This window comes from Sorangium sp. So ce381, assembly GCF_051473845.1.
GTDB lineage: Bacteria > Myxococcota_A > Polyangia > Polyangiales > Polyangiaceae > Sorangium > Sorangium atrum.
In genome coordinates this window covers 5,285,576-5,305,760 of the sequence record NZ_CP150336.1, presented here as the reverse complement: position 1 = coordinate 5,305,760, position 20,185 = coordinate 5,285,576, and the positions used below count along the sequence as shown (strand labels likewise).

Sequence of the window (20,185 nt, the reverse complement as noted above, 5' to 3'; positions counted from 1 at the left end):
TTCCAGGCGCGCTGTCCGCCGCGCGCGGCGACCCTCGGGGGGGCGCTCCACGGCGGTCGCCAAACTGGCGCCATCTGATCCGAACCACTGAGCGCGCTTTCGGCTAGACTCGATGGGGTGCCAGTGACGCTCCGCATGGCCGGGGATGCTCAGCCCGAGATGACCGCCGGCGAGTCCGAGGCTGCCGAGCTGTTCCATCGGGAAGACATCCCGCGGCCGCACGGAGACGAGCCATTTGCCCAGCCTCCGGCGCGCAGCGATGTGCCGCCAGCCCGAAGCGATCTGCCTCCGGCGCGCAGCGATGTGCCGCCAGCCCGAAGCGACGCGCCGCTGCGCAGCGATGTGCCGCCCCGCAGCGACGTGCCGTTCCGCAGCGACGCGCCGCCCCGCAGCGATGTGCCGTTCCGCAGCGACGTGCCGCCGCGCGCGGATACGCTGCCAGCGCCCGTCGACGCGCGCCCGGCGATCCCGCCGCTGCCGGCGCGCTTCGATGGGCCGGCGCGCCGGGGGAGGGCGAAGCAGACCCCGCGCGCGCGCCGCTGCCCGACCTGCAAGCAGACCTTCTCCGGCGACTCCCGCTTCTGCCCGTTCGACGGCGACCCGCTCGCCGACGCGCCCGACTGGAATCCGTCGGCCGATCCGATGCTCGGGCGCACCATCGACGGCCGCTACGAGGTGCAGGCGGTCGTGGGTGAAGGGGGGATGGGGACGGTGTACGAGGTGCGCCACAAGTCGCTCGGCCGCCTCTTCGCCCTCAAGGTGCTCCGGCACGACATCGCGCAGGACGCGGAGCTCGTCGCCCGCTTCATCCAGGAGGCCAAGGCGGCCGCGGCGATCGGCCACCCCAACATCGTCGCGGTGAGCGACTTCGGCGCGATCGAGGTCGAGACGGGGCAGGCAGAGCTGCCGTTCTTCGTCATGGAGTTCCTCTCCGGGACCTCCCTCGCGTCGCTGCTGCGCACCGAGAAGACGCTGCCGGCCGACAGGGTCGGGCAGATCATGCTCCAGTGCGCCGCGGCGCTCGGGGCTGCGCACGCCGCGGGCGTCATCCACCGCGACCTGAAGCCCGACAACGTGTACCTCGTCCGCAACGGCGATCAGGAGTTCGTCAAGCTGCTCGATTTCGGCGTGGCGAAGGTGACCGGCGGCAAGCGGCTCACGCGCATCGGCATGGTGTTCGGGACGCCGCACTACATGAGCCCGGAGCAGGCGGAGGGGAAGCGCATCGACGCCCGCGCCGACATCTATGCGCTCGGCGTCCTCATGTACGAGTGCTTCGCGGGGCGCGTCCCCTTCGAGGCGGACACGTACATGGGCGTGCTGACCAAGCACATGTACATGTCGCCCGAGCCGCTCGAGCAGGTGATGCCCGACGCCACCACGCTGGGCGCGTTCGGCCCGATCGTCATGCGATGCCTCGCGAAGAACCCCGAGGAGCGCTTCTCCTCGATGGCCGACCTCGTCGAGGCCATCGAGCTCGCCCTCGATCCGCCGGGCCGCGGGGTCTCCGTCGCGCCCCCGGGCGAGCTGCCTCGCCACGAGTCGATCCGGCCGCGCGCGCACGAGTCGATCCGGCCGCGCGCGCACGAGTCGATCCGGCCGCGCGCGCACGAGGAGATGCTCGCCCCGGTGCAGGCGCCCGCGGAGCCGCCCGAGCCGCTCTCGATGGCCGCGCGCGTGGCGATCGCGCTCGCGGCGGTCCTCGTGCCCATCGTCATCGCCCTCGGCGTCCGCGCCTTGCGCGCCTCGGCGCCCGAGGCGGCGGCCGAGGAGCCGCCCGAGGCCGCCTCCGCCGGCGCTCCCGGCGCCCTCCCGGCGGAGACGGCGCCTGCCAGGGTGATCGACGAGCCGCCCGCGGTCGCGACCGCGGCAGCGACGGCGGCGCCCGCGCCGCTCGCGCAGGAGCCGCCCCGCACCCAGGGCACAGCCGTCCCGATCCCGGCGAAGCCGACCGCGGCGACGGGCCGTCCGGCGGCGACCACGGCGCCCACGGCCTCCATGGTAAGGCCGCAAGCAACCGGCGATATCGTCGATCCCTGGAAGCGCTGATCGCCCGATCGGCGCGCGACGAAACCTGGCCTTCCCCGCCGTCCTGTGTGCACGATGGACGACGTCGAGCACCGGGCCCGCGGCCGCGGGACAAGCGATCGACGGCAGCGGCGACGCTCAGGGCGGGGCGCTTGACAGCGTCCGTTCTGGCTCGCCATCCTTCGCGAGGCGGAAACCTCTAGTGGCCAAGCAACAGCTCCTCCTGGTCGACGCGGATCCGCGCAGCGTTCGGGTCCTCGAGGTCAGCCTGAAAAAGGCCGGTTACAGCGTGACCACCGCGAAGGACGGAGCGGACGCTCTCGCGAAGCTCGAGGTCTCCACGCCGGACCTCGTCCTCAGCGACACGCGCCTCCCCAACGTGGACGGATATGCCCTCGTCCGCAAGATGAAGGAGCACGCCGACTGGGCCTCGATCCCGGTCGTCTTCCTCACGAGCCAGCGGTCCATCGAGGACAAGATCCGCGGGCTGGAGCTCGGCGTCGAGGACTACCTCACCAAGCCGATCTTCGTGCGCGAGCTCATCGCGCGCGTGACGCTGCTCCTCGCGCGGCGGACGCGCGAGGGGATCACGACGCGCCACTTCTCGACGACGGGGCGGACCAGGTTCTCCGGGTCGATCCTCGACATGAACGTCGTGGATCTTCTGCAGACGTTCGAGGTGAGCCGGAAGAGCGGGATCGTCCACCTGTCGCACGCGGACAACGAGGCGCAGGTCTACTTCCGCGAGGGCAAGGTCGTCGACGCGACGCTCGGCCGGCTCTGCGGCGAGGAGGCCGTCTACCGCGCGCTGCTGTGGAACGAGGGGACGTTCGAGGTCGAGTTCTGCAAGGTCGACAACCCCGACGGGATCGAGACGTCGACGCAGGGCCTCCTCATGGAGGGGATGCGCCGCGTCGACGAGTGGGGCCGGCTCCTCGAGGCGCTGCCGTCGCTCGCGACCGTCTTCGAGGTCGACAGCGAAGAGCTCCTGGAGCGGCTGAACGAGATCCCCGACGAGCTGAACGGGATCCTGCGCCTGTTCGACGGCAAGCGCACGCTGATGCAGGTGGTCGACGCGTCCCCGTTCGAGGACCTCTCGACGCTCTCGACCATCTCGAAGCTCTACTTCGAGGGGCTGCTGGTGCCCGCGGCGGCGCTCCCGCCCGACGACGTGGTGCCGAGCGAGCCGGAGACGGCGTTCCACGACGAGTTCTCGCCGCTCTCGTCGCCGTCGAGCGCGCGGCGCTCCAACTACCCCGACGGGAGCCCGGGGAACGCCGGCTCGGACGACCTCGAGGACGCCGCCGTGGTCCCGGCGCCGCTCTCGAATCGGGTCTCCCCGGCGGTGCTCCCGCGCTCCCGGCCCGGTCACGAGCTGCACTCGCCGGCGGGGGACCCGGACGCGGAGGCCCCCGGGCGCCCCGTGACGACCCGCAGCGCGGTGCACGGGCCAGGGGCGGTCGGCCGAGCGGCCAGCGCGAGCGCCGCCGTGGCGCGGTCCGCGCCGGAGGGCGCGCGTGCGCCGTCGGAGCCGCCGCGGAGCGCCGTGTCGGCCGCGACGGCGCGCTCCGGCGCGGCGGGGGGCCGAGCGCCGTCGGAGCCGCCGCGGAGCACCGTGTCGGCCGCGGCGGCGCGCGCCGGTGCGACAGCGGGCCGAGCGCCGTCGGAGCCGCCGCGGAACGCCGTGGTGCGCCCCGGGGCCGCGGGTGGCCGAGCGCCGTCGGAGCCGCCGCAGAACGCCGTGGTGCGCCCCGGTGCGGCGGGTGGCCGAGCGCCGTCGGAGCCGCCGCGGACCGCCGTGGCGCACCCCGGTGCGGCGGGTGGCCGAGCGCCGTCGGAGCCGCCGCGGACCGCCGTGGCGCACCCCGGTGCGGCGGGTGGCCGAGCGCCGTCGGAGCCGCCGCGGAACGCCGCATCGGGTGCCGAGGCCGCGCGGGTTACGCGGTCGCGCGCGGAGATCGATCTCGACAAGGACACCACGCTCGCGAGCAGCGATGAGGCCCCGCTCACGCGACCGCTCGTGACGCCGCGCAGCTTCGCGCAGAAGCAGCGCTCCACGAGGAGCGACAGGCCCGTTGCCGCGGCCGCTCCCGCCGAGCAGCGCGTTCGCTCTACGCCCCCCGCGGCGCCCGAGGCGCCCGCAGCGGCGCAGCCCGAGCCCGCGGCGCCGGCCGCGCCTGCGGCAGCGCCGCCCGCGCCTGCGGCGGCGGCAGGCGTTGCGCCGCCCGCCGGCGAGGAGCGCGCCGCGGCGGCCTCGACGAGCCCCACGCTGCGCCCCCGCCCGCCGAGCGATGCGCCGCCGCCCGTCGCCGTCCCGCGCGGGGCGGAGCGGGCGCAGGCGCTGCAGCCCATCGAAGCGAAGGCCGCGGAGGCGCGCCCGATCGCGGTGCCTCCGCCGCTGCCGAACGCCGCGCCGGCCGGCGCCGCCCCGGCGGCGAGCCTCGCGGCGGCGCAGGACGACGCGCCCCCGGGCGATCCCGGGCCGATCAGCGAGAGCGAGCGCTTCTTCCTCGGCGGCGGGGCCGTCGCGCCGGAGGGGATGGCGGCGCAGGACCATCGCTCGGCCGAGGACGCCGATACGACCGCCGGCGCCGTCGAGGCCACGCTCTTCGGGCCCCGCCACGAAGAGCGCCGGGGCCGCATCGCGCGGATCGTCGCCGGCCTGGCCACGGCGCTCGCGCTCGGGGCCGCCGGCGTGTGGCTGGTCGGCCAGACGGGGCGCCCCGTGCCAGCGGCGCCGGTCCATGCGCCCTCGCCCGAGGAGGTGCTGGTCGGGCAGCGCTCCGCGGCCGCGACCGCGGCGGCTCCGGCCGCGCCGGAGCCGGAGGGAGAGCCGGCCACCGCTTCGGCGGCGGGGCTCTCCACGACGACCCCTACGACCCCTGCCGACATTCCGGCGGGCCAGCCGGCCGCGCCAGCCTCGGCGAGCGCGCGGGCGAAACCCATCGCGCCGGTCGGAGCGCCTTCCGAGCACGCGCCGGCCGCCCACGCGGCGCCGCCGAGCGCGGCGGCGACCGCGAGCCAGGCCGCCGCACCGGCGCGGGAGCCGGAGCGCACGGCTGCTCCGCTCGCGTCCGCGCCGGCCGCGTCCGCGCCTGCCGCGCCGGACGAGGAAGGCGGGCCGCTCTCGGCGCGCGTGATGCGCGCCCTGGAGTCGGGGCAGACCGGCAAGGCGGTGCAGCTCGCGCAGCAGCTCACGGCCGCCTCCCCGGGGAGCGCCGCGGCGTGGCACCTGCGCGGCGCTGCAGAGCAGGCAGCCGGGCGCGGTGGGCGGGCCTCGTTCCGCAAGTGCGCCGAGCTCTCCTCGCCCGAGTCCTCGCTCGGCGCCGAGTGCCGCGCGCTCGCCGGCATGCAGTGAGCGCGCGGCCCGCGCTCAGCGCGACCGCGACCTGAGCCGGGGATCGAGGGCCAGGGCCGCGAGATCGAGCGCCACGGTGGCGAGCACGATCGTGGCCGCGGAGAAGAGCACCGTCCCGACGATGAGCGGGCCGTCCCGGTTCTGGAGCGCCTCGACCGCCATGCTCCCGACGCCGGGCCAGCGGAAGAGCTTCTCCGTGACGATCGCGCCGCCCGCCAGCGCCCCGAGATCGAGCGCGGCGAGCGTGGCGAGCGGCAAGAGCGCGTTGCGCAGCGCATGGACGACGAGCGCGCGCAGGCGAGAGGCGCCCTTGGCCCGCGCGGTGCGGATGAAGTCCTGGCGGAGCAGCGTCCGGAGCTCCTCGCGGACGATGCGCGCGTAGAGGGCGCTGCCGAACACGCCGAGGGTCAGCGCCGGCAGGATGAGGGAGCGCAGGTGATCGGCCGCCGTGGCGCCGTACCCGTCGTAGGGCAAGAGCCGGAGCTTGTAGGCGAGCACGTACTGGAGGGCGGGGCCGATCACGAAGGTCGGCGCGCTGGCGCCGAGCAGCGTGGCGCCGAGCGCCGCGTCCTCCCAGGCCGTCCCGCGGCGGGCCGCCGCGACGATCCCGAGCGAGAGGCCGAGCAGGAGCTGCACCAGCAGGGCGGCCAGCGCGAGCTCGACGGATCGCGGCACCTTCGCCTCGAGCAGATCCACGACCGGCTTGCGGTAATGGAAGCTGTACCCGAGGTCGACGTGCAGGCCGAGCGGACCCGCCGCGCAGCTGCGGTGCTCCGGATCGGCGCGCGCGCCCGCGTCGGGGCCAGCGGCGCTGCCGTCGCCGCCCCGCGCGGGGCCGAGGTGGACGAGCCGCCGTACGAACCGCGCGAACTGCACGGGGACCGGGCGATCCAGCCCGTGGATGGCCCGCGCGCGCTCGAGGTCCGCCGCCGAGGCCTGCGGCCCGACGAGCATCCGCGCGGCGTCTCCCGGCAGGAGGTACGCTATCCCGAACGAGACGGCGGTGACCCCGGCGATGACGATCGCGGCCCAGCCGAGGCGCCGGAGCAGGCGCGCGAGCGCGGAGCCCACCGCGGAGGCGCGGCCCGGGCGGGGCGTGGAGGCGCGGCGCGCGCGCGTGGTGCTCATCGGGGAAGGGCCGCGCGCGCGAGCAACGCGCGGAGGGGCGTCGCGGTTCGTGGCGCGGCGGCGCGCGGCCCTCCGCCGGCGGCGGGCCGCGCGGACGGGTCGAGCCAGACCTCGTGGAGGCGGGACGTGAGCGCGGCGGCGCCCTCGTGGCCGCGCACGTAGGGGTGCCAGAGCTCCAGCTGCCGCGCCGTGTACGTGGGCACCCACGGCGCGCGATCGCGGACGATGCGCTCGGCGCGGTCGTAGAGCGCGAGGCGCCGCGCGCGATCCTGCTCGGCATGGGCGGCGTCGAGCGTGCGATCGAGCTCCTCGTCGCTGAAGAAGGCGTAGTTCTGCGAGCCCTCGTCGCGGATGGCGCGCGTGGAGAGCGTCGGCTCGAAGACGCTCGCCGGGTCGGGGAAATCGGCCTGCCACCCGACCCAGCCCATGGGGACGGCGCGGCGCCGCGAGGCCTCGGCGAGGTAGGTCGCCCAGCTGACGAGCCGCAGGCGGACGCGGAGGCCGATCCTGGCGAGTTGTTGCTGGACGATCTCGCCGATCGCCTGCTCCAGCGTGTCCGGGACCGCGATGTAGTCGATGACGCCCGGGTAGCCGCCCCTCCCGGTCGCCGGATCGAACGGGTAACCGGCCGCGGCCATCTGCTCGAGCGCGCGCGAGAGGTCGTGCTGCCGCATCGGCGCGTCGCGCAGCGGGCCCGGGATCGACGGCGGCAGCACCCGGTCGAGCGCGAGCAGATCGGGGCGCACCTTCTCCAGCACGGTGGGGTCGAGGGCGAACGCGACCGCGCGCCGGACGGCGAGCCGGTCGAACGGCGCGAGCTCGGTGTTGAGGAAGACGGCGTTGGTCCTGTTGCGGGTCACCCAGCGCCTGTGCCCCTCCCACCCGGGCGCGGCGCGGTAGGCCGCCGCGTCGATCGCGGTCAGATCGCGCAGGGTGTCGAGCTCGCCCTCCTCGAACTTGTAGCGCTGGGTCGTCGCGCGCACGCCCGTCTGCCACTCGATGGCGTCGAGGTACGGCAGGCCCGGGCGGAAGTACCCCTCGTGGCGGGCGAGCCCGATGCTGCCGTCCTGGTCCCACCGCGCGACGCGGAACGGGCCGGCGCCGCACGGCGGCGGCGGGCTCGCCGCGTCGACCACGGCCCCGGACGAGGGGCACACCGGCGCCATGAACGCGAGCGTCATGAGGGGCAGGAACGTCGCGTCCGGCGCGCGCAGATCGATCGCCACGGCATGGTCGCCGAGCACCCGCACGCCGGCGAGGTGCGGCGCCGCGCCCGCGCGGTACGCGGCGAAGCCCTCGATCATGTCGTACTGGCTCGCGCCCGGGCTCGGCGTCCTCGGGTGGAGCGTCCGCTCGATCGAGCGCTTCACGTCGGCGGCGCGGAGCTCCGCGCCGTCGTGGAACCGCACGCCCTCGCGCAGCGTGAAGACGTACGTCCGCCCCCCGCGCTCCACCTCGATCGCGCGCGCGAGATCGGGCGTGATGCGGCCGCCCTGGTCCCACGCGACGAGGCGGGCGAAGACGAGCTCCGCGACGGTGCTCGAGAGCTCGTCGTACGCGATCGCCGGATCGAGCGCGCGCGCGTTCACCGTGGTCGCGAGGCGCAGCGTCCCGCCGCGCACGGGCGCGCCGGACGCCGGCTCGCCGCCGAGGGGCGCGCGGACGCCGCCCGCCGAGCCGCCCGAGAGCAGGAGCAGCGCAGCGCCCGCGACGAGCAGATCGACCGGCAGACGACGGCCGCGCGGGAGCGCCGCGCCGGCCGGATCGAGCGCGTCGCGGAGCCCCTCGCTCGCGCGGTGGAAGCCGAGCACGGCGAGCACGATGGCGAAGCCCGGCGCGGCCACAAGGAGCGGCCTTACCCCGAGGTACGGCTCGGCCTCGTGCAGCATGCGGCCCCAGGTCGCGGTCGGCGGCTGCGCGCCGACGCCCAGGTAGCCGAGGGCGGCCTCCGCGAGGATCATCTGCCCGGCGCTGATCGTCGCGAGCGCGAGCAGCGTCCCGCCGACGTTCGGCAGGACGTGCCGGCGGACGACGTGCAGCGGCCCCGCGCCGAGCGCGCGCGCGGAGGCCACGAAATCGCGCTGCGCGAGCTCCGCCGTCTTGGCCCGGACCACCCGCGCCGCGCCGGTCCACCCCGTGAGGCCGAGCACGAGCAGGATCGTCCCCACGTCCGCGCGCCCCACGGCGACGCCGATCGCGGTCACGAACAGGAGGTACGGCAGGGCGAGGATCACGTCGACGAGCCGCATGAGCGCGCCGTCGAGCGCGTCCGCCCGCGTGCCGGCGGCCATGCCGGCCGTGACGCCGACGAGCGCGCCGAGCCCCGTGGCGAGGGCGGTCGACGAGAGCGCGATGGCGAGGGAGAGCCGCGCGCCGTGCGCGAGGCGCGCCAGCAGGTCGCGGAAGAGCGGGTCCGTCCCGAGCCAGTGGGCGGCCGACGGCCCGGGCGGCGCTCCGGAGGCGTCGCGGGCCAGGGTGAAGTCGCTCGCGTTCGGGTCGTGGGCGATGACGGCCGGCCCCACCGCGGCGAACAGCGAGAGCAGCGCGACGATCCCGAGGCCGAGCAGCGCCGAGCGGTCCCCGAGGAACCGCCGCGCCGCGTCCTCGCCGAGGACGGCGCGCCCCGCGCGCTCGGCCGCTCGCGCCGCGCCGCGCGAAAGCCGAGCCCAGCGCGCCGCCGCCGTCACCGCTTCCCTTCGAGGAACTGCGTCACGAGCGCGACGAACTCCCCCGGGCGCTCCTCGTGGGGCGAGTGTCCGGCGTCCATGATCTCGAGCATCGCGCCGGAGATCTCCCGGGCGAGCCGCTGCGCGCTCGCCGCCGGGAAGATGCGGTCGTCGCGCCCCCACACGACGAGGGTCGGCGCCGTGATCCGGGTGAGGCGCGCGACGACGGGGCGCGCGTCGAGCACCGCGCGCATCACCGCGTGGGCGCTCTCGCGCGCCGAGGGGGCGTTGAAGAGATCGTAGTGCCGATCGACGCGCGATAGCGGCACGGCCGCGTCCGCCCGGAACACATCGTCGCGGAAGTACGACCGGAACGTGCCGCGGCCGTGGAGCTGCTTGAAGACGATGCCGCCGACGATCGGCAGGAGCGGGAGCTTCATCTTGAAGCTCATCGGGAACGGGTAACAGAGCGCGTCCTCGAGGACGAGCCGCTGCACGAGCTCCGGGTGGTTGGCGGCCAGCGTGATCGCGACGGCGGCGCCCATCGCGTGGCCGACGAGGTGCGCGCGGCCGACGCCGAAGGCGGCGATGAGGTCGGCCACGGCCTCGGCGAACGTCTCGATGCCGTAAGCGTACCGCGCCGGGCTCGGCTTCTCGCTCTCGCCGAAGCCCGGGAGGTCCGGGGCGATGACGTGGAACCGCTGGGCCAGCGTGTCGATCACGTCATCGAACTCCAGGTGGCTGACGAGGAAGCTGTGGATCAGGAGCAGCGCCGGGCCGTTGCCCGCGCCGGCGACCAGGACCCGCATCCTGACACCCCGGGCGGTGACATCCCTGATGACGCGTTCGACGGGTCGGGGGGCGGCGGGCGAGGCCGAGCTCCGACCCTCGCTGGCGAGGGTCTTGGCCATGATGGCGGCGAGACTATCAGCCCTTTTGTCTGAAATGACCGATGTGTGTCAGGGTGCGGGGCATGCCGCTGCACGAGCCCCGCTGGGTGTCGGACGCCCCCTTGCTCGCACCCATTGCACCGAGCGTCGCTTTTTTCCCACCCCGACCGCCGACCTGCGCCGTGCCGGGCGGGCCGACGCGTCGTTCCGACGGACGAAAAATGTCCGAGGCATGTCAAGAACCCCGGCAAAGCACCGCGTCTCGCGACAGCCACACAATAATCGTAGTCGCGTCAATTGACTGTATTCCATTCAGTGGAATAGAGTCGCCCGCGTCGGTTGGGTAGGGCCTCCGGCAATCGATGGGAGGACCGGTGCAGAGGATCCCCGAGGAGGTGCTTGATCGCATCGAGCGGGAGCACGCCCAGGGGATCACTTCGAGCGATATCCTCGAGCTGTTCGCGGCTCATGGCATCAAGTTCAGCGAGGCGACGCTCCGGAAGTATGTGCAGCTCGGCTTGCTCCCGCGCAGCGTGCGCGTGGGGCGCAAGGGCAAGCACCAGGGCTCGCAGGGGATGTATCCGGCCACGGTAGTCCGCCAGGTTCAGCGCATCAAAGAGATGATGGCCCAGGACTACACCATCGAAGAGATCCAGCGTGAATTCCTGTTCGTGAGAGGTGATATCGAGGAGCTCGAGCGCACGATGGCCAAGGTCTTCAATGCGCTCAGGGATGCCGCCAAAGAGAGGCGGAGCGAGACGAGCGGCAGGGCGATAGCCCAGGACCTCGCGAGCGCAGAGTCGCTCGCGCGGGAGCTCGTCGCCAAGCTGGCGTTGATAGAAGAGCGCTTGATGGCGCAGGCGCGGCTCACGAAACAGGCGGCTTCCTCTTGAGGGGCCGAGTCGCGGGGCTTTCGTCGTCGTGAAGTAGATGGGGCCGCGGGCGCGGCCCCGCCTGGGTTTGATGCGATCGACGGGACGGGCATCGGCTCGTTTCGTCGCAATTTTTTAGGGACGGCATCCGGCTTTACGTCGGGCTTAAGGAGCGGATCCCTCTGCGCTCGAGCTGGGACTCGGACGTACGGGGAGAGACGCGCGCGCTTGAGAGCGGAGACGCTACCAAACGGAGGCAGCGCATGGCGACGGTGTCTGACAGCGAGCTCGAGATCTTCAGCCTGGACGGTGCGGATGCGGCGGAGGGCGATCGCGACCCCGGGGGCTCGACGGAGCCCGTCGTGGAGGGCGCGCTCGCGCTCCAGGCGGACCCCGCGGAGTCGGGGAACGCCATCACGCGCGAGCAGCGCAGGTCGCGGCGGAAGCGCGAGATCCGGGCGCGGACGATCAGCGTCAAGCGCATGACCAAGCGCGAGCTCGAGATCGGCCGGATGCTCTACCCCGAGACCGATTACTACAAGCCGCGGGCCCGCGCCGAGTGCGTCGACGGCCCGAGGCCGTGCCCGTACGTCTCGTGCCAGCACCACCTCTATCTCGACGTCTCCGCCAGGACGGGCGCCATCAAGCTGAACTTCCCCGATCTCGAGGTCTGGGACATGAACGAGACGTGCGCGCTCGACGTCGCGGATCGCGGCGGCACGACGCTCGAGGACGTGGGGGCGATCATGAACCTGACCCGCGAGCGGATCCGCCAGGTCGAGGTCAAGGCGCTCGCGAAGCTAGAGGCGCTGAAGGACATGATGGCGCTGCGCGATTACGTCGATGAGGGTCCGGTCGGCAAGCGCCGGCTCCCCGTGCTGACCCAGCCGGACGACGACGACGAGGACGAGGTCGACGAGGACGGGGACGAGGAAGAGGCCACGAGCGCGGACGGTGACGCCGAGGACGAGGGCCTCGAGGCGACCCGCGCCGGGCGGACGGCCGAGCTCGAGGACGCCGGCGACTTCGACGGCGGGGAGTGATCAGTCGGGCCGGGCCTCGACGGTCACGATCGCGTCCGCGCCGAGCGCGCCCGCCAGGAAGGCGCGCCACGCGGCCAGCGTGATTTTCGCGGCGGCCGCGCGGGAGGGGCGGCCGTTGAACACCTGGATGAGCCTGCGCCTGGGCTCCGCGAGCGCGTCGCGCTCCCGCCGGGCGAGGTGTGCGTCGGCGCGGCCGAGATCGGCGTCGGTCACCCGCTGCGCCAGACCGGCCAGGAGCTCCTTCACGCGGGCCGAGGCCTCGCTCAGCTCGCCGGCCTCTGCCCTGATCTCGACGGCGAGCGCCGCGGCGCGTGTCCCGCCGAGGACGCGCGCGCTCGCGCGGGCCGCGAGCGGCCGCTTCGCCGGCGCCGCGCTGGCCGGAGCCGGGGACGCCGTGCTCGCCGCAGGAGAGAGCGCGGCCGCGAGCAGGCCGCCTTCGCCGTTGAGGGCGGAGACCGTGAGCTCGGCGAGCTCGCGCGCCGTGGGAGCGGCCTCGCGCGCCGCAGGGAGCCGCGCGCCGACGACGGCCTGCGAGAGGGCCGCCGCGGCCGGCAGGCGGGCGTCGTGGTGACCGAGCCGGGGCACCACCGCGCCGTCCGGTGAGCCGCACCCGCGCGCGGTGAGCCGCGGCGCGAGCCAGCGCTCGGCGGCCTCCGCCGCGGCGGCCGCCTGGGAAGCGTCGGCGTTCGCGAGGACCGCGAGCCGGAGCGGGCCGGTCGCGAGCGCCTGCCAGCGGAGCTGCACGGTCTCGAGCGCGCCGCTCGCCACCCGGTCCCAGACGCCGAACGGCTCGATCCAGGACGGGTGGTCGGGCGCGATCGCGGAGGCGAAGGCCTCGAGCGCCGCGGCGCGCCCTCCGGAGAGGTGCTCCAGGTGCTGGAGCGCCGCGGCGCGCGCCAGCGTCAGCGCCTCGGGGCCCGGCGTGGTGGCCGCGACCGTGCGCGCGGCGGCGTTCGCCACGCGGCGCCCGAGCTCGGCCGGGGTCTCGCGCTCGTCGCGGAACGGCGCGTGCGCGATCACGCCGACGGCATCCGCCGTGACCCACGGCTCGATCGTGACGTCGAGCTCGCGCCGCCGGGTCTGCACGGCGGCGAGCGCGGCGAGCGCCGTCGCGCCGGCGTCGTACAGCCCTTCCTCGGCGACGCCGCACGGGCTCGCGAGCAGGACCCAGACCTCGCCTTGCCCGCGCTCGACCAGCGCCCGCCGCTCCAGGGCGGGCTGGGCTCCCGGCGCGAGCGCGCGCGAGAGCTCGGCCTCGAAGCGCCGCGCGCCGGCCTCGCCCGGCGCCGCGGGCTTCGGCGGGTCGGCGCTCGGAGGGAGGCCGAGCGCCGTCGCCCACCGCTCCGGCGGCGCGCCCGGGGCGCTCCCGGAGAGCGCCCACCACGAGGCGCGCGCGCCGGCGTCGCGGGGGTCCTGCGCGGTGAGGACCTGCCGCGTGGCGACGGCGGGGCTCGGCGGCGCCGAGAGGCCGCGGCGGATCTCCTGCCGCGCCACCGCCGCCGCGAGCGCCGCCGAGGCCTCGACGGCCGGGGCCGTGGGCAGATCGGCGGCCTCGATGGTCACGCTCACGCAGCCGCCGCGCGGGCGGGCGACCCCGAGCACCTCGACGGCGCGGAACGGGGAGGGGAGCGCCGAGAGGCGCGCCCGGAGCGGGGACCCAGGCGCGCCGAGCCGCTCCGCCGCGGCGACGGCCGCCTGGGGGCTCGCGACACGCGCGGCCACGGTGACGCGGGCGGCCCGCCGCCCGAGCTGGTTCGTCGTGTACACGCCGACCGTGTCCGCCGCCGGCCAGGGGTCCGCGGGCGGGCTGCCCGCCGGCCAGGCGTCGATGCTTTCCGCGGCACGGGCCGCCTCCTCGCAGAACGCGGCGGGGCCGACGGCGGCGATCGAGGTGCGCCCGGCGTGCAGCGCCGCGGCGCGCCACCCTTCGAGCTCCCGCGCGCCTGCGGGCGTCGCCAGGTCGACCACGGGCTCCGCGCCCGCGAGGCCCAGCTGGCCGGTGCACGCCGCGATCGGCGAGAGCTCCGGCGCGTCGAGCGGGCTGGATCGGAGCGCCTGCGTCCGCTCCGCGGCCCGGGCGACCTCCGGGCTGCCGGCCGCGATGGGCTGCGCGAACGCCGCCGACAGCGCGCGCAGGAACGGCGCCACGCGCGCCGCGTCCCTGACGAGCAGGCGCACGCGGAAGGCGCTGCGGTCGATGCGCGCGTCCACGTCGAAGCCGGCCGCGAGCAGGCGCGCCTCGACCACGCTGGCGAGCGCCGTGGTCGCGACCGAGCCGAGATCGGTCGCGACCGAGACGACGAGCGCGGGCGCGGGATCGCCGTCGCGCGAGACGAGCGTGAGCCGCGGCCGGGCGTCGAGGTTGCGCACCTCGATGCGCCCGACGCTTCCCTCGGGCGTCGAGGCGAGCGCGTGCCCCGGCGCCGGCGGGCCGCCGGGCGGCGCGCCGCCGCAGGCCGCGAGCAGGACGAGCGGCGAGAGGAGCGCGGGCCTCAGGGAGCGCATGCGTCGTCGGAAGGCGGCGGCGCGCCCTCCAGCTGGAAATCGGCCGCGCAACGCGGGGCGATCTTGAAGCCGTAGAAGTAGGTGAGCACGCCGGTGACGGACCGGAAGGAGGCGCCGTCCGCGAGGGGCGGCCCCTCGCGCTCGAGGTCGTAGAGCTCGTTCGAGAGGCGCGGGACCTCGGCGGGGGGCACGCCGGCCCCGACGTCGATCGACGCCGCGTAGCGGCCGTCGCGGCTCGAGGGGTCGCCGGCGATGCTGACGCCCTCGACCCGCACGAGCATGCCGATGTACGGGCGCGCCGACGCGTAGCCTCTCAGGTGGGCGAGCGGCACGTGGATCGGAACGGCGGGGTGGTCCTCGAAGCGGAAGCTCAAGGTCCCGCCGATCTCGGGCAGGGTGCGGCAGCCGCCGAAGCGGCCGGCGGAGGGGCCGAGGAACTCGGTGATCTCGCCGAGCACGTCGATGACGTCGCCGGGGATGAGCCGCAGGTCCGGGGGGCTGAACGCGGGCTGGAAGACCGTCATCCCCGAGTAGGGGACCGGCTCGTCGGCGCTGTCTTGCACGTAGTAGTTGCCGCGCGCGCCCTCGCCGGTCTCGTCGAAGCGGTCGATGGCGACGACCGTGGCGCCGGTGACGTGCGCGCGGCGAGCGGGCGGTACGGCGCAGCGCCGGCTCTCTTCGTCCTCCGGGGCGAGCCACCCGGCGTCACCGACGATCTCGGCGATGCGAGCGCCGCCGCCGCGCTCGTCGGCGAGGGGGATCGCGGTGGCGTCTCCGTCGCCGCCGCCGCACGCGCCGAGCAGCGGGGCGGCGGCCGCGATGAGCGGGAGCGCGGAGCAGGTGCGGGGCGGTCGAGCCATCCACTCCGGCTCATACCACAGGGCCGACGGCCGCCGAGCCCCCTTCGGGGGAGGGAAACGTCACGCCGCGAGGCTGACGCTGGACAGCATCGCCTCCAGGCGGCTCTGGATCTTGTGGCGCTTCGAGTACACCGTCTTCACGCTGATCCCCATCCGCTCCGCGATCTGCTCCGGGGGCAGGCCCTCGGCGAAGTAGAGCGCGACGAACTCGCGGTCCTTGTTGGAGAAGGCGTGGAGCACCTGCCCCACGAGCGCGGCGCGCTCGCGGCGCTCGGCCTGCTCCTGCGGCGAGGGGCGCTCGCAGGGGAGCTCGACCGCCGCGTCGTCGAGCGGGGCACAGCGCGGCGCGCGCCTCCTCGAGCGCAGATGGTCGTACGCGCAGTGGACGGCGAGCGTGCCGATCCAGGAGCTCAGCCGCGTTCCGCGGCCCGCGTCGAAGCTCCTCAGCTTGCGCATGTCGTTCGAGAGCAGTTGCACGAGCAGCGTAGCGTGGATGTCGCGGATGTCGTCCTGCGCGACCACAGCAGAGAAGCGGGCGATCACGCCGCTGATGCAGCGGTGGACGAGCCGATCGTAGCGGGCGTGGAAGGCGCGCCAGGCGCGCTCGTCCCCCGCGATCATCGCCTCCACCAGCGCACCTTCGGCGAGCTCGCCGAGGTTTTCCGAGCGTCCGTTGTCGCAGAGAAGCAAGTCGTTGGGCATGCCTGGCGCCTGTGCACCCGACGTGCCAGCGAGGACCGACGCGCGGAGGGGTCGCGTCGCTGCGCGGCGTCCTCGCCCGGCGGCGGCCCCCGTCGCGCGATCTTCCGCGACTCGCCGGCGCGGCCCGCGATCTCGGGCGCCGCGGAGATCGGGCGACGAGCGCGCGCCGCAGGCGTCATCGCAGCGGCGGCGGGTCGTCGCGGACCTGCGCGTGCGCGAGGCGCTGTTAACGCGGGTTCACGTGCCCGGCGCCGTTCTGGAGACCCCGCGCGCATCGGCTCGGCGCGCGGGCCTGTTTCGGGTTATGGACGGATCGTGCTCTCCGGTCGTGCCCTGGCCCTCGCGGTCCTTGCGTGGTCGCTCCTCAAGGTCGCGGTGCGCCGTCTCTTCGACGACGGTCCGAGCGGGCTTGCGCTCTTCCGCGAGAACTACGACGCCGACGGCCTGCCGCCGCTCTCGCCCGCCGAGCGCGCGGCCCTGCCCCGCTTCTCCCGCTGCATCGCGTGCGGGCGCTGCGATCTCGGGGAGGCCGAGCGCATCGCGGCCTCCAAGGGGGCCTACCGCGGCCTCATGACCGTGGTGCTCGCGTCGTCGCGGAGCATGCCGGACTTCGACGCCGCGGCGCTCGCGCTCGCGCACGTGCCGGAGGAGGTGCTCGCCGAGAAGGAGAGGATCTGCCCGACCGGCGTGCCGTTCCGCGAGCTGGCCGGGTTCGTGCGGGCCAAGGCCAGGGCCCAGGCGGCGCCGTCCGCTGACGGGGCAGGGAGCGGCGAGCCCTCGGCCCTGGCCCTGGTCGCCGCGGTGACCTCGCCCGCGGCCGACCTCGACCCCTCGTCGGCCGATCGCGCCGCGCCCGAGGCGACGTGATGATGCCGGGTGGACGCCGCGGCGTGGCGAGGACGCTCGCCTTCCTCCTCCTCTTTTTCACCCCCGCCTGCTCCGCTCACCAGCCTGCAGCGCCCCGCACGGGAGCCGACGCTCCGATGGCGCTCGGCGTCGCGCCGAGCACCCCGCCGGCGCCCCGGCGCCACCAGGCCGAGGGCGACGAGGCGGACGACGGCGACGGCATCTCCACGCCGATGGCGCCCCACAGCGCGCGGAGCGCGGCGAAAGGGACACCGATCCAGCGCGGGCGCGCCACCTACTACGCCGACAAGTTCAACGGCCGCCGCACCGCGAGCGGCGAGCGCTACAACCCGCGCGCGCTCACGGCCGCGCACCGGACGCTGCCCTTCGGCGCCCTGGTCGACGTGGTCCGCCGGGACGGCCGCCGCGTGCGCGTTCGGATCAACGACCGCGGCCCGTTCAAGCGCGGCAGGATCATCGACCTGTCGCGCAAGGCCGCCGAGCGGATCGGGCTCATCGAGGACGGCATCACCCAGGTGACGCTCGAGCTCATCTGGAAACCGGCCCGGGGGCCGCGCTGACGCGCGCCGCGGCCCCTACTGCGCGCGCCGCGGCCCCTACTGGACGAGGCTGAGCCGCGGGGCCGCGGCGAAGGCCGCGAGGTGGCCGCTCTCCTCGGCGACGTAGACGTCGCACCGCTCGTCCACCCGCAGGAGATCCGGGATGAGGTCCGTCGGCACCTTGCCGAGCAGCGCGCCGTCGCGCGGCCGGACGACGTGCACCTCGCTCTGCGGCACGAACAGCGCGCCCGAGCGGAGCACCGGCTCGAGGCGCCGCGGCCTGTCGCCCTCGACGCCGCCCGCGATGACGTGCCGGTACCGGACCGCGCCGTCGTGCGCGCCGACACCGACGATCTCGCCTGCCTCGCTGTTCACGACGACCACATCGTCCACCATGAGGCACGAGGCCGTCGCCGCGCACGCGGTCAGGTCGAAGCGCGTCGCCCCGGTGCGACGATCGATCCCCACGAGACCCGTGCCGCGCCGCCCGTGGGTCACCACGCACACCGTCTCGGGCCCGAGCAGCGGCGCGCCGACCGGCGCCACGTGCTTCGGCAGATCGACCGTCCACCGCGCCTCGCCGGACCACGGGTCGAGGTGGTGCAGCCGCGCCCCGCCGCGGCCGACGAAGGCGCCGTCGCCGGCCAGCGCGAAGAGCGCGTCGTGATCGACCGCCACCGGCGACGCGAACGGGAGCCGGTCGCAGAAGCGCCACACGACCTCGCCGCTCAGCACGTCGAGCGCCGCGAGGGCCGGCTCGCCGCTGCCCACGAGGACGAGCTTGCCCGCGCGGCGGAGCCGGAAGTTCTCGCCGCGCCGCGCCGCGTAGCGCCAGCGCACCTCGCCGGAGTAGAGGTCCACGGCCGCGAGGTGGCGCGTCCCCTCGCTCACGATGAGCATCCGCGGCAGCCCGGGGGCGCTCACCACCGCGCCCGAGGCGTTCGCGCCGACGCGCGGCGAGAGCCGCGTCGACCAGGCGACCTCGCCGCTCGCCAGATCGTGCAGCTGCAGCGTGCCGTCGGGCAGGAGCCTCCCGAGGCCGACCGGCGTCATCACCGAGACCGCGCGGGGCGCAGGCTTGCGCCACAGGCACTCGCCGGTGCGCCGATCGATGCACGTCAGCTCGCGCGTCGAGCCCACCACGAGCACGTCGCCGCACAGGAAGGTGGCGCGGAGGTCGAGCGACGGGATCGCCGCGATCCACCGGGCCGTGAAGCGCAGGCGCGTCCGCCCGAACGTGTCCTCGGCCGCGGCCTGCGGGCGCGCCGCCGCCGCGAAGGCGCGGTACGTCTCCGGGGCCACGTTGATCTTCGCGTCGTTGCGCGTGAGCTCGCGGAGCCGCTCGGCGAGCTCGCGGACGCGCGCCCGGAACTCGAACAGGCGCAGGTTCGACGTCTGCCCGCGATCGCGGCGCACCAGGCTGCGCGCGAGCGCCCGCCCGAACGCGACCACGCCCTGGGCGAGCGCCGCCACGTCGACGGCCGGGAAGGTCCAGGTCTGCGCCCGCTCCTCGGCGGCCGCGAACGAGGGTGCGCGGCCAGGGCCGGGCGCGCGGGGATCGGCGGAGGGTACGCGGCCCACGCGGGGCACGCCGAGCGTGAGCGACAGCGCCCCCTCGCTGTGCAGCCGGACGCCGAGGATCGCGCCGCCGACGGTCAGCCGCCGGTGGTAGGGCTGGCGCCGCGCCCACGCGTCGAGCGACTCGAGCGACAGCGACGCGAGCTGCTCGGCGAACGGGAAGACGAAGACGTCGGGCAGCTCCCGCGCCTCCTCGCCCACGAGCACGCGGATCTTGCCCCGGAAGAGGAGCGAGAACAGGTCGGCCCGGAGCACGGCCGGCTGCGTGAGCGCAGCGCCCTGCGACGTGCGCAGGAGCGCCTCGGCCGCGATGGCGATCGGGATCTCGCCGGTCGGCTCGACGCCCACGATCGCCGGCTCTCCTCCCGCCTCGTCGGGCGAGAACGGCAGGGAGGCGGCGAGGCACCGCCGGGCGGCCGAGAGCCGTTGCTCGCCGAGCCCGCCGAGCCCGCCGAGATCCGCGTCGTTGTCGGCGAAGGCGGCGTCGCGGCGCGCGCCCGGGCCCCTGCGCGAGGCGAACCGGTCGATGGCCGCGAGGAGGCGCGCGCAGAGCGCTTCGCCGTCGAAGCGCCGCTCGTGCAGGGCGACCTCGGGCACGTCTCCGCCCTGGAAGACGGTGACGAGGAGGTCGCGGCCCACGCGCTCCAGCCCGAGCTCCCAGGGGTCGGGCTCGAGGCACAGGCGCACGACGGCGCGCGCGCGGCGTCCGGAGGCGAGCTCCCCCGCGGCCTCGGCGAGCTCGCAGAGCAGCGGCAGCGCCTCGGCCTCGGCGCGTAGCGGCAGCGCCGCTCCATCGAGCGGAGGAGACGCGTTGCGCGCCCCCTCCAGGACGAAGTCGAGCACATCGTGCAGCGACGTGCGCTCGGGCTCCGGTGAGCATCGGGTGTTGTCGGCGACAAGTGACAGTCCGGGCATCCGCCGACGGATGCTAGGCAGCGCGCGGCCTGATCCTAAGTTTTGTGCGCGGATCGCCGCGGAGTGGACAAGCACGTGCCACCTGGCTAGACGGCGCCAGCGCCGGGCGCGCCGGGCGCGCCGCGGCCCCAGGCGCCCTGCGACGAGGCGACGATGAGGAGGCGTCGATGGGTCGATGACGGCCTGATGACGGCGGCGCGCGCCGCGCAGGTTGTTTGGCAATCGAACCGGACG

Annotated in this window: 13 protein-coding genes; 6 read left to right on the top strand and 7 right to left on the bottom strand. The window is 75.4% G+C overall.

What is annotated here, in order from left to right:
- Positions 1 to 117 precede the first annotated feature (117 nt).
- Together WMF29_RS19860 and WMF29_RS19855 are read left to right on the top strand one after the other, a co-directional pair.
- On the top strand, positions 118 to 2,049 hold the full coding sequence (locus WMF29_RS19860; protein WP_437330348.1) for a protein kinase domain-containing protein: 1,932 nt from the start codon (positions 118 to 120) through the stop codon (positions 2,047 to 2,049).
- 181 nt (positions 2,050 to 2,230) lie between these two features.
- Positions 2,231 to 5,386 (top strand): response regulator, encoded by a 3,156-nt coding sequence (locus tag WMF29_RS19855; protein ID WP_437330347.1) that lies wholly within the window; start codon positions 2,231 to 2,233, stop codon positions 5,384 to 5,386.
- Positions 5,387 to 5,401: 15 nt separating this feature from the next.
- Here the strand turns inward: WMF29_RS19855 and WMF29_RS19850 are convergent, their stop codons facing one another.
- Genes WMF29_RS19850 through WMF29_RS19840 form a run of 3 tightly spaced genes read right to left on the bottom strand, consistent with a single transcriptional unit; the run spans position 5,402 to position 9,989 of the window.
- Entirely contained in the window at positions 5,402 to 6,514 is a 1,113-nt protein-coding gene (locus WMF29_RS19850; RefSeq protein WP_437330346.1) for an ABC transporter permease, read from the bottom strand.
- Positions 6,511 to 9,201 carry an ABC transporter substrate-binding protein gene (locus tag WMF29_RS19845; protein WP_437330345.1) on the bottom strand — a complete coding sequence of 897 codons (2,691 nt, stop codon included), beginning with the start codon at positions 9,199 to 9,201 and terminating at the stop codon, positions 6,511 to 6,513. The genes WMF29_RS19850 and WMF29_RS19845 overlap by 4 nt, the downstream gene beginning before the upstream one ends.
- A complete protein-coding gene (locus tag WMF29_RS19840) occupies positions 9,198 to 9,989 on the bottom strand; it encodes an alpha/beta fold hydrolase (RefSeq protein ID WP_437330344.1) in 792 nt (263 codons plus the stop codon). Before WMF29_RS19840 ends, WMF29_RS19845 begins: the two co-directional genes overlap by 4 nt.
- 455 nt (positions 9,990 to 10,444) lie before the next feature.
- Between WMF29_RS19840 and WMF29_RS19835 the strand changes: the two genes are divergently transcribed.
- Positions 10,445 to 10,963, top strand: coding sequence for a MerR family transcriptional regulator (locus tag WMF29_RS19835; RefSeq protein WP_437330343.1), 519 nt, complete (start codon positions 10,445 to 10,447; stop codon positions 10,961 to 10,963).
- A gap of 242 nt (positions 10,964 to 11,205) precedes the next feature.
- The gene (locus WMF29_RS19830; protein ID WP_437330342.1) at positions 11,206 to 11,985 is read left to right on the top strand and encodes a sigma factor-like helix-turn-helix DNA-binding protein; all 780 of its coding nucleotides are present in this window, start codon (positions 11,206 to 11,208) and stop codon (positions 11,983 to 11,985) included.
- Here WMF29_RS19830 and WMF29_RS19825 read toward each other — a convergent pair whose 3' ends face one another.
- Genes WMF29_RS19825 through WMF29_RS19815 form a run of 3 tightly spaced genes read right to left on the bottom strand, consistent with a single transcriptional unit; the run spans position 11,986 to position 16,052 of the window.
- Complete coding sequence (locus WMF29_RS19825) at positions 11,986 to 14,490, bottom strand: hypothetical protein (RefSeq protein WP_437330341.1); 2,505 nt, start codon at positions 14,488 to 14,490, stop codon at positions 11,986 to 11,988.
- The gene (locus WMF29_RS19820) at positions 14,478 to 15,350 is read right to left on the bottom strand and encodes a hypothetical protein (protein ID WP_437330340.1); all 873 of its coding nucleotides are present in this window, start codon (positions 15,348 to 15,350) and stop codon (positions 14,478 to 14,480) included. Before WMF29_RS19820 ends, WMF29_RS19825 begins: the two co-directional genes overlap by 13 nt.
- A 60-nt stretch (positions 15,351 to 15,410) precedes the next feature.
- Positions 15,411 to 16,052 carry an RNA polymerase sigma factor gene (locus WMF29_RS19815; RefSeq protein ID WP_437330339.1) on the bottom strand — a complete coding sequence of 214 codons (642 nt, stop codon included), beginning with the start codon at positions 16,050 to 16,052 and terminating at the stop codon, positions 15,411 to 15,413.
- 315 nt (positions 16,053 to 16,367) lie between these two features.
- On the opposite strand from WMF29_RS19815, the gene WMF29_RS19810 reads away from it, so the two are divergent.
- Both WMF29_RS19810 and WMF29_RS19805 read left to right on the top strand, forming a co-directional pair.
- Positions 16,368 to 16,919 (top strand): hypothetical protein, encoded by a 552-nt coding sequence (locus tag WMF29_RS19810; protein WP_437330338.1) that lies wholly within the window; start codon positions 16,368 to 16,370, stop codon positions 16,917 to 16,919.
- Entirely contained in the window at positions 16,919 to 17,479 is a 561-nt protein-coding gene (locus tag WMF29_RS19805; protein ID WP_437330337.1) for a septal ring lytic transglycosylase RlpA family protein, read from the top strand. Before WMF29_RS19810 ends, WMF29_RS19805 begins: the two co-directional genes overlap by 1 nt.
- 36 nt (positions 17,480 to 17,515) lie before the next feature.
- On the opposite strand, the gene WMF29_RS19800 is transcribed toward WMF29_RS19805, so the two are convergent.
- Entirely contained in the window at positions 17,516 to 19,951 is a 2,436-nt protein-coding gene (locus tag WMF29_RS19800) for a PQQ-binding-like beta-propeller repeat protein (protein WP_437330336.1), read from the bottom strand.
- Between the last annotated feature and the right edge of the window lie 234 nt (positions 19,952 to 20,185).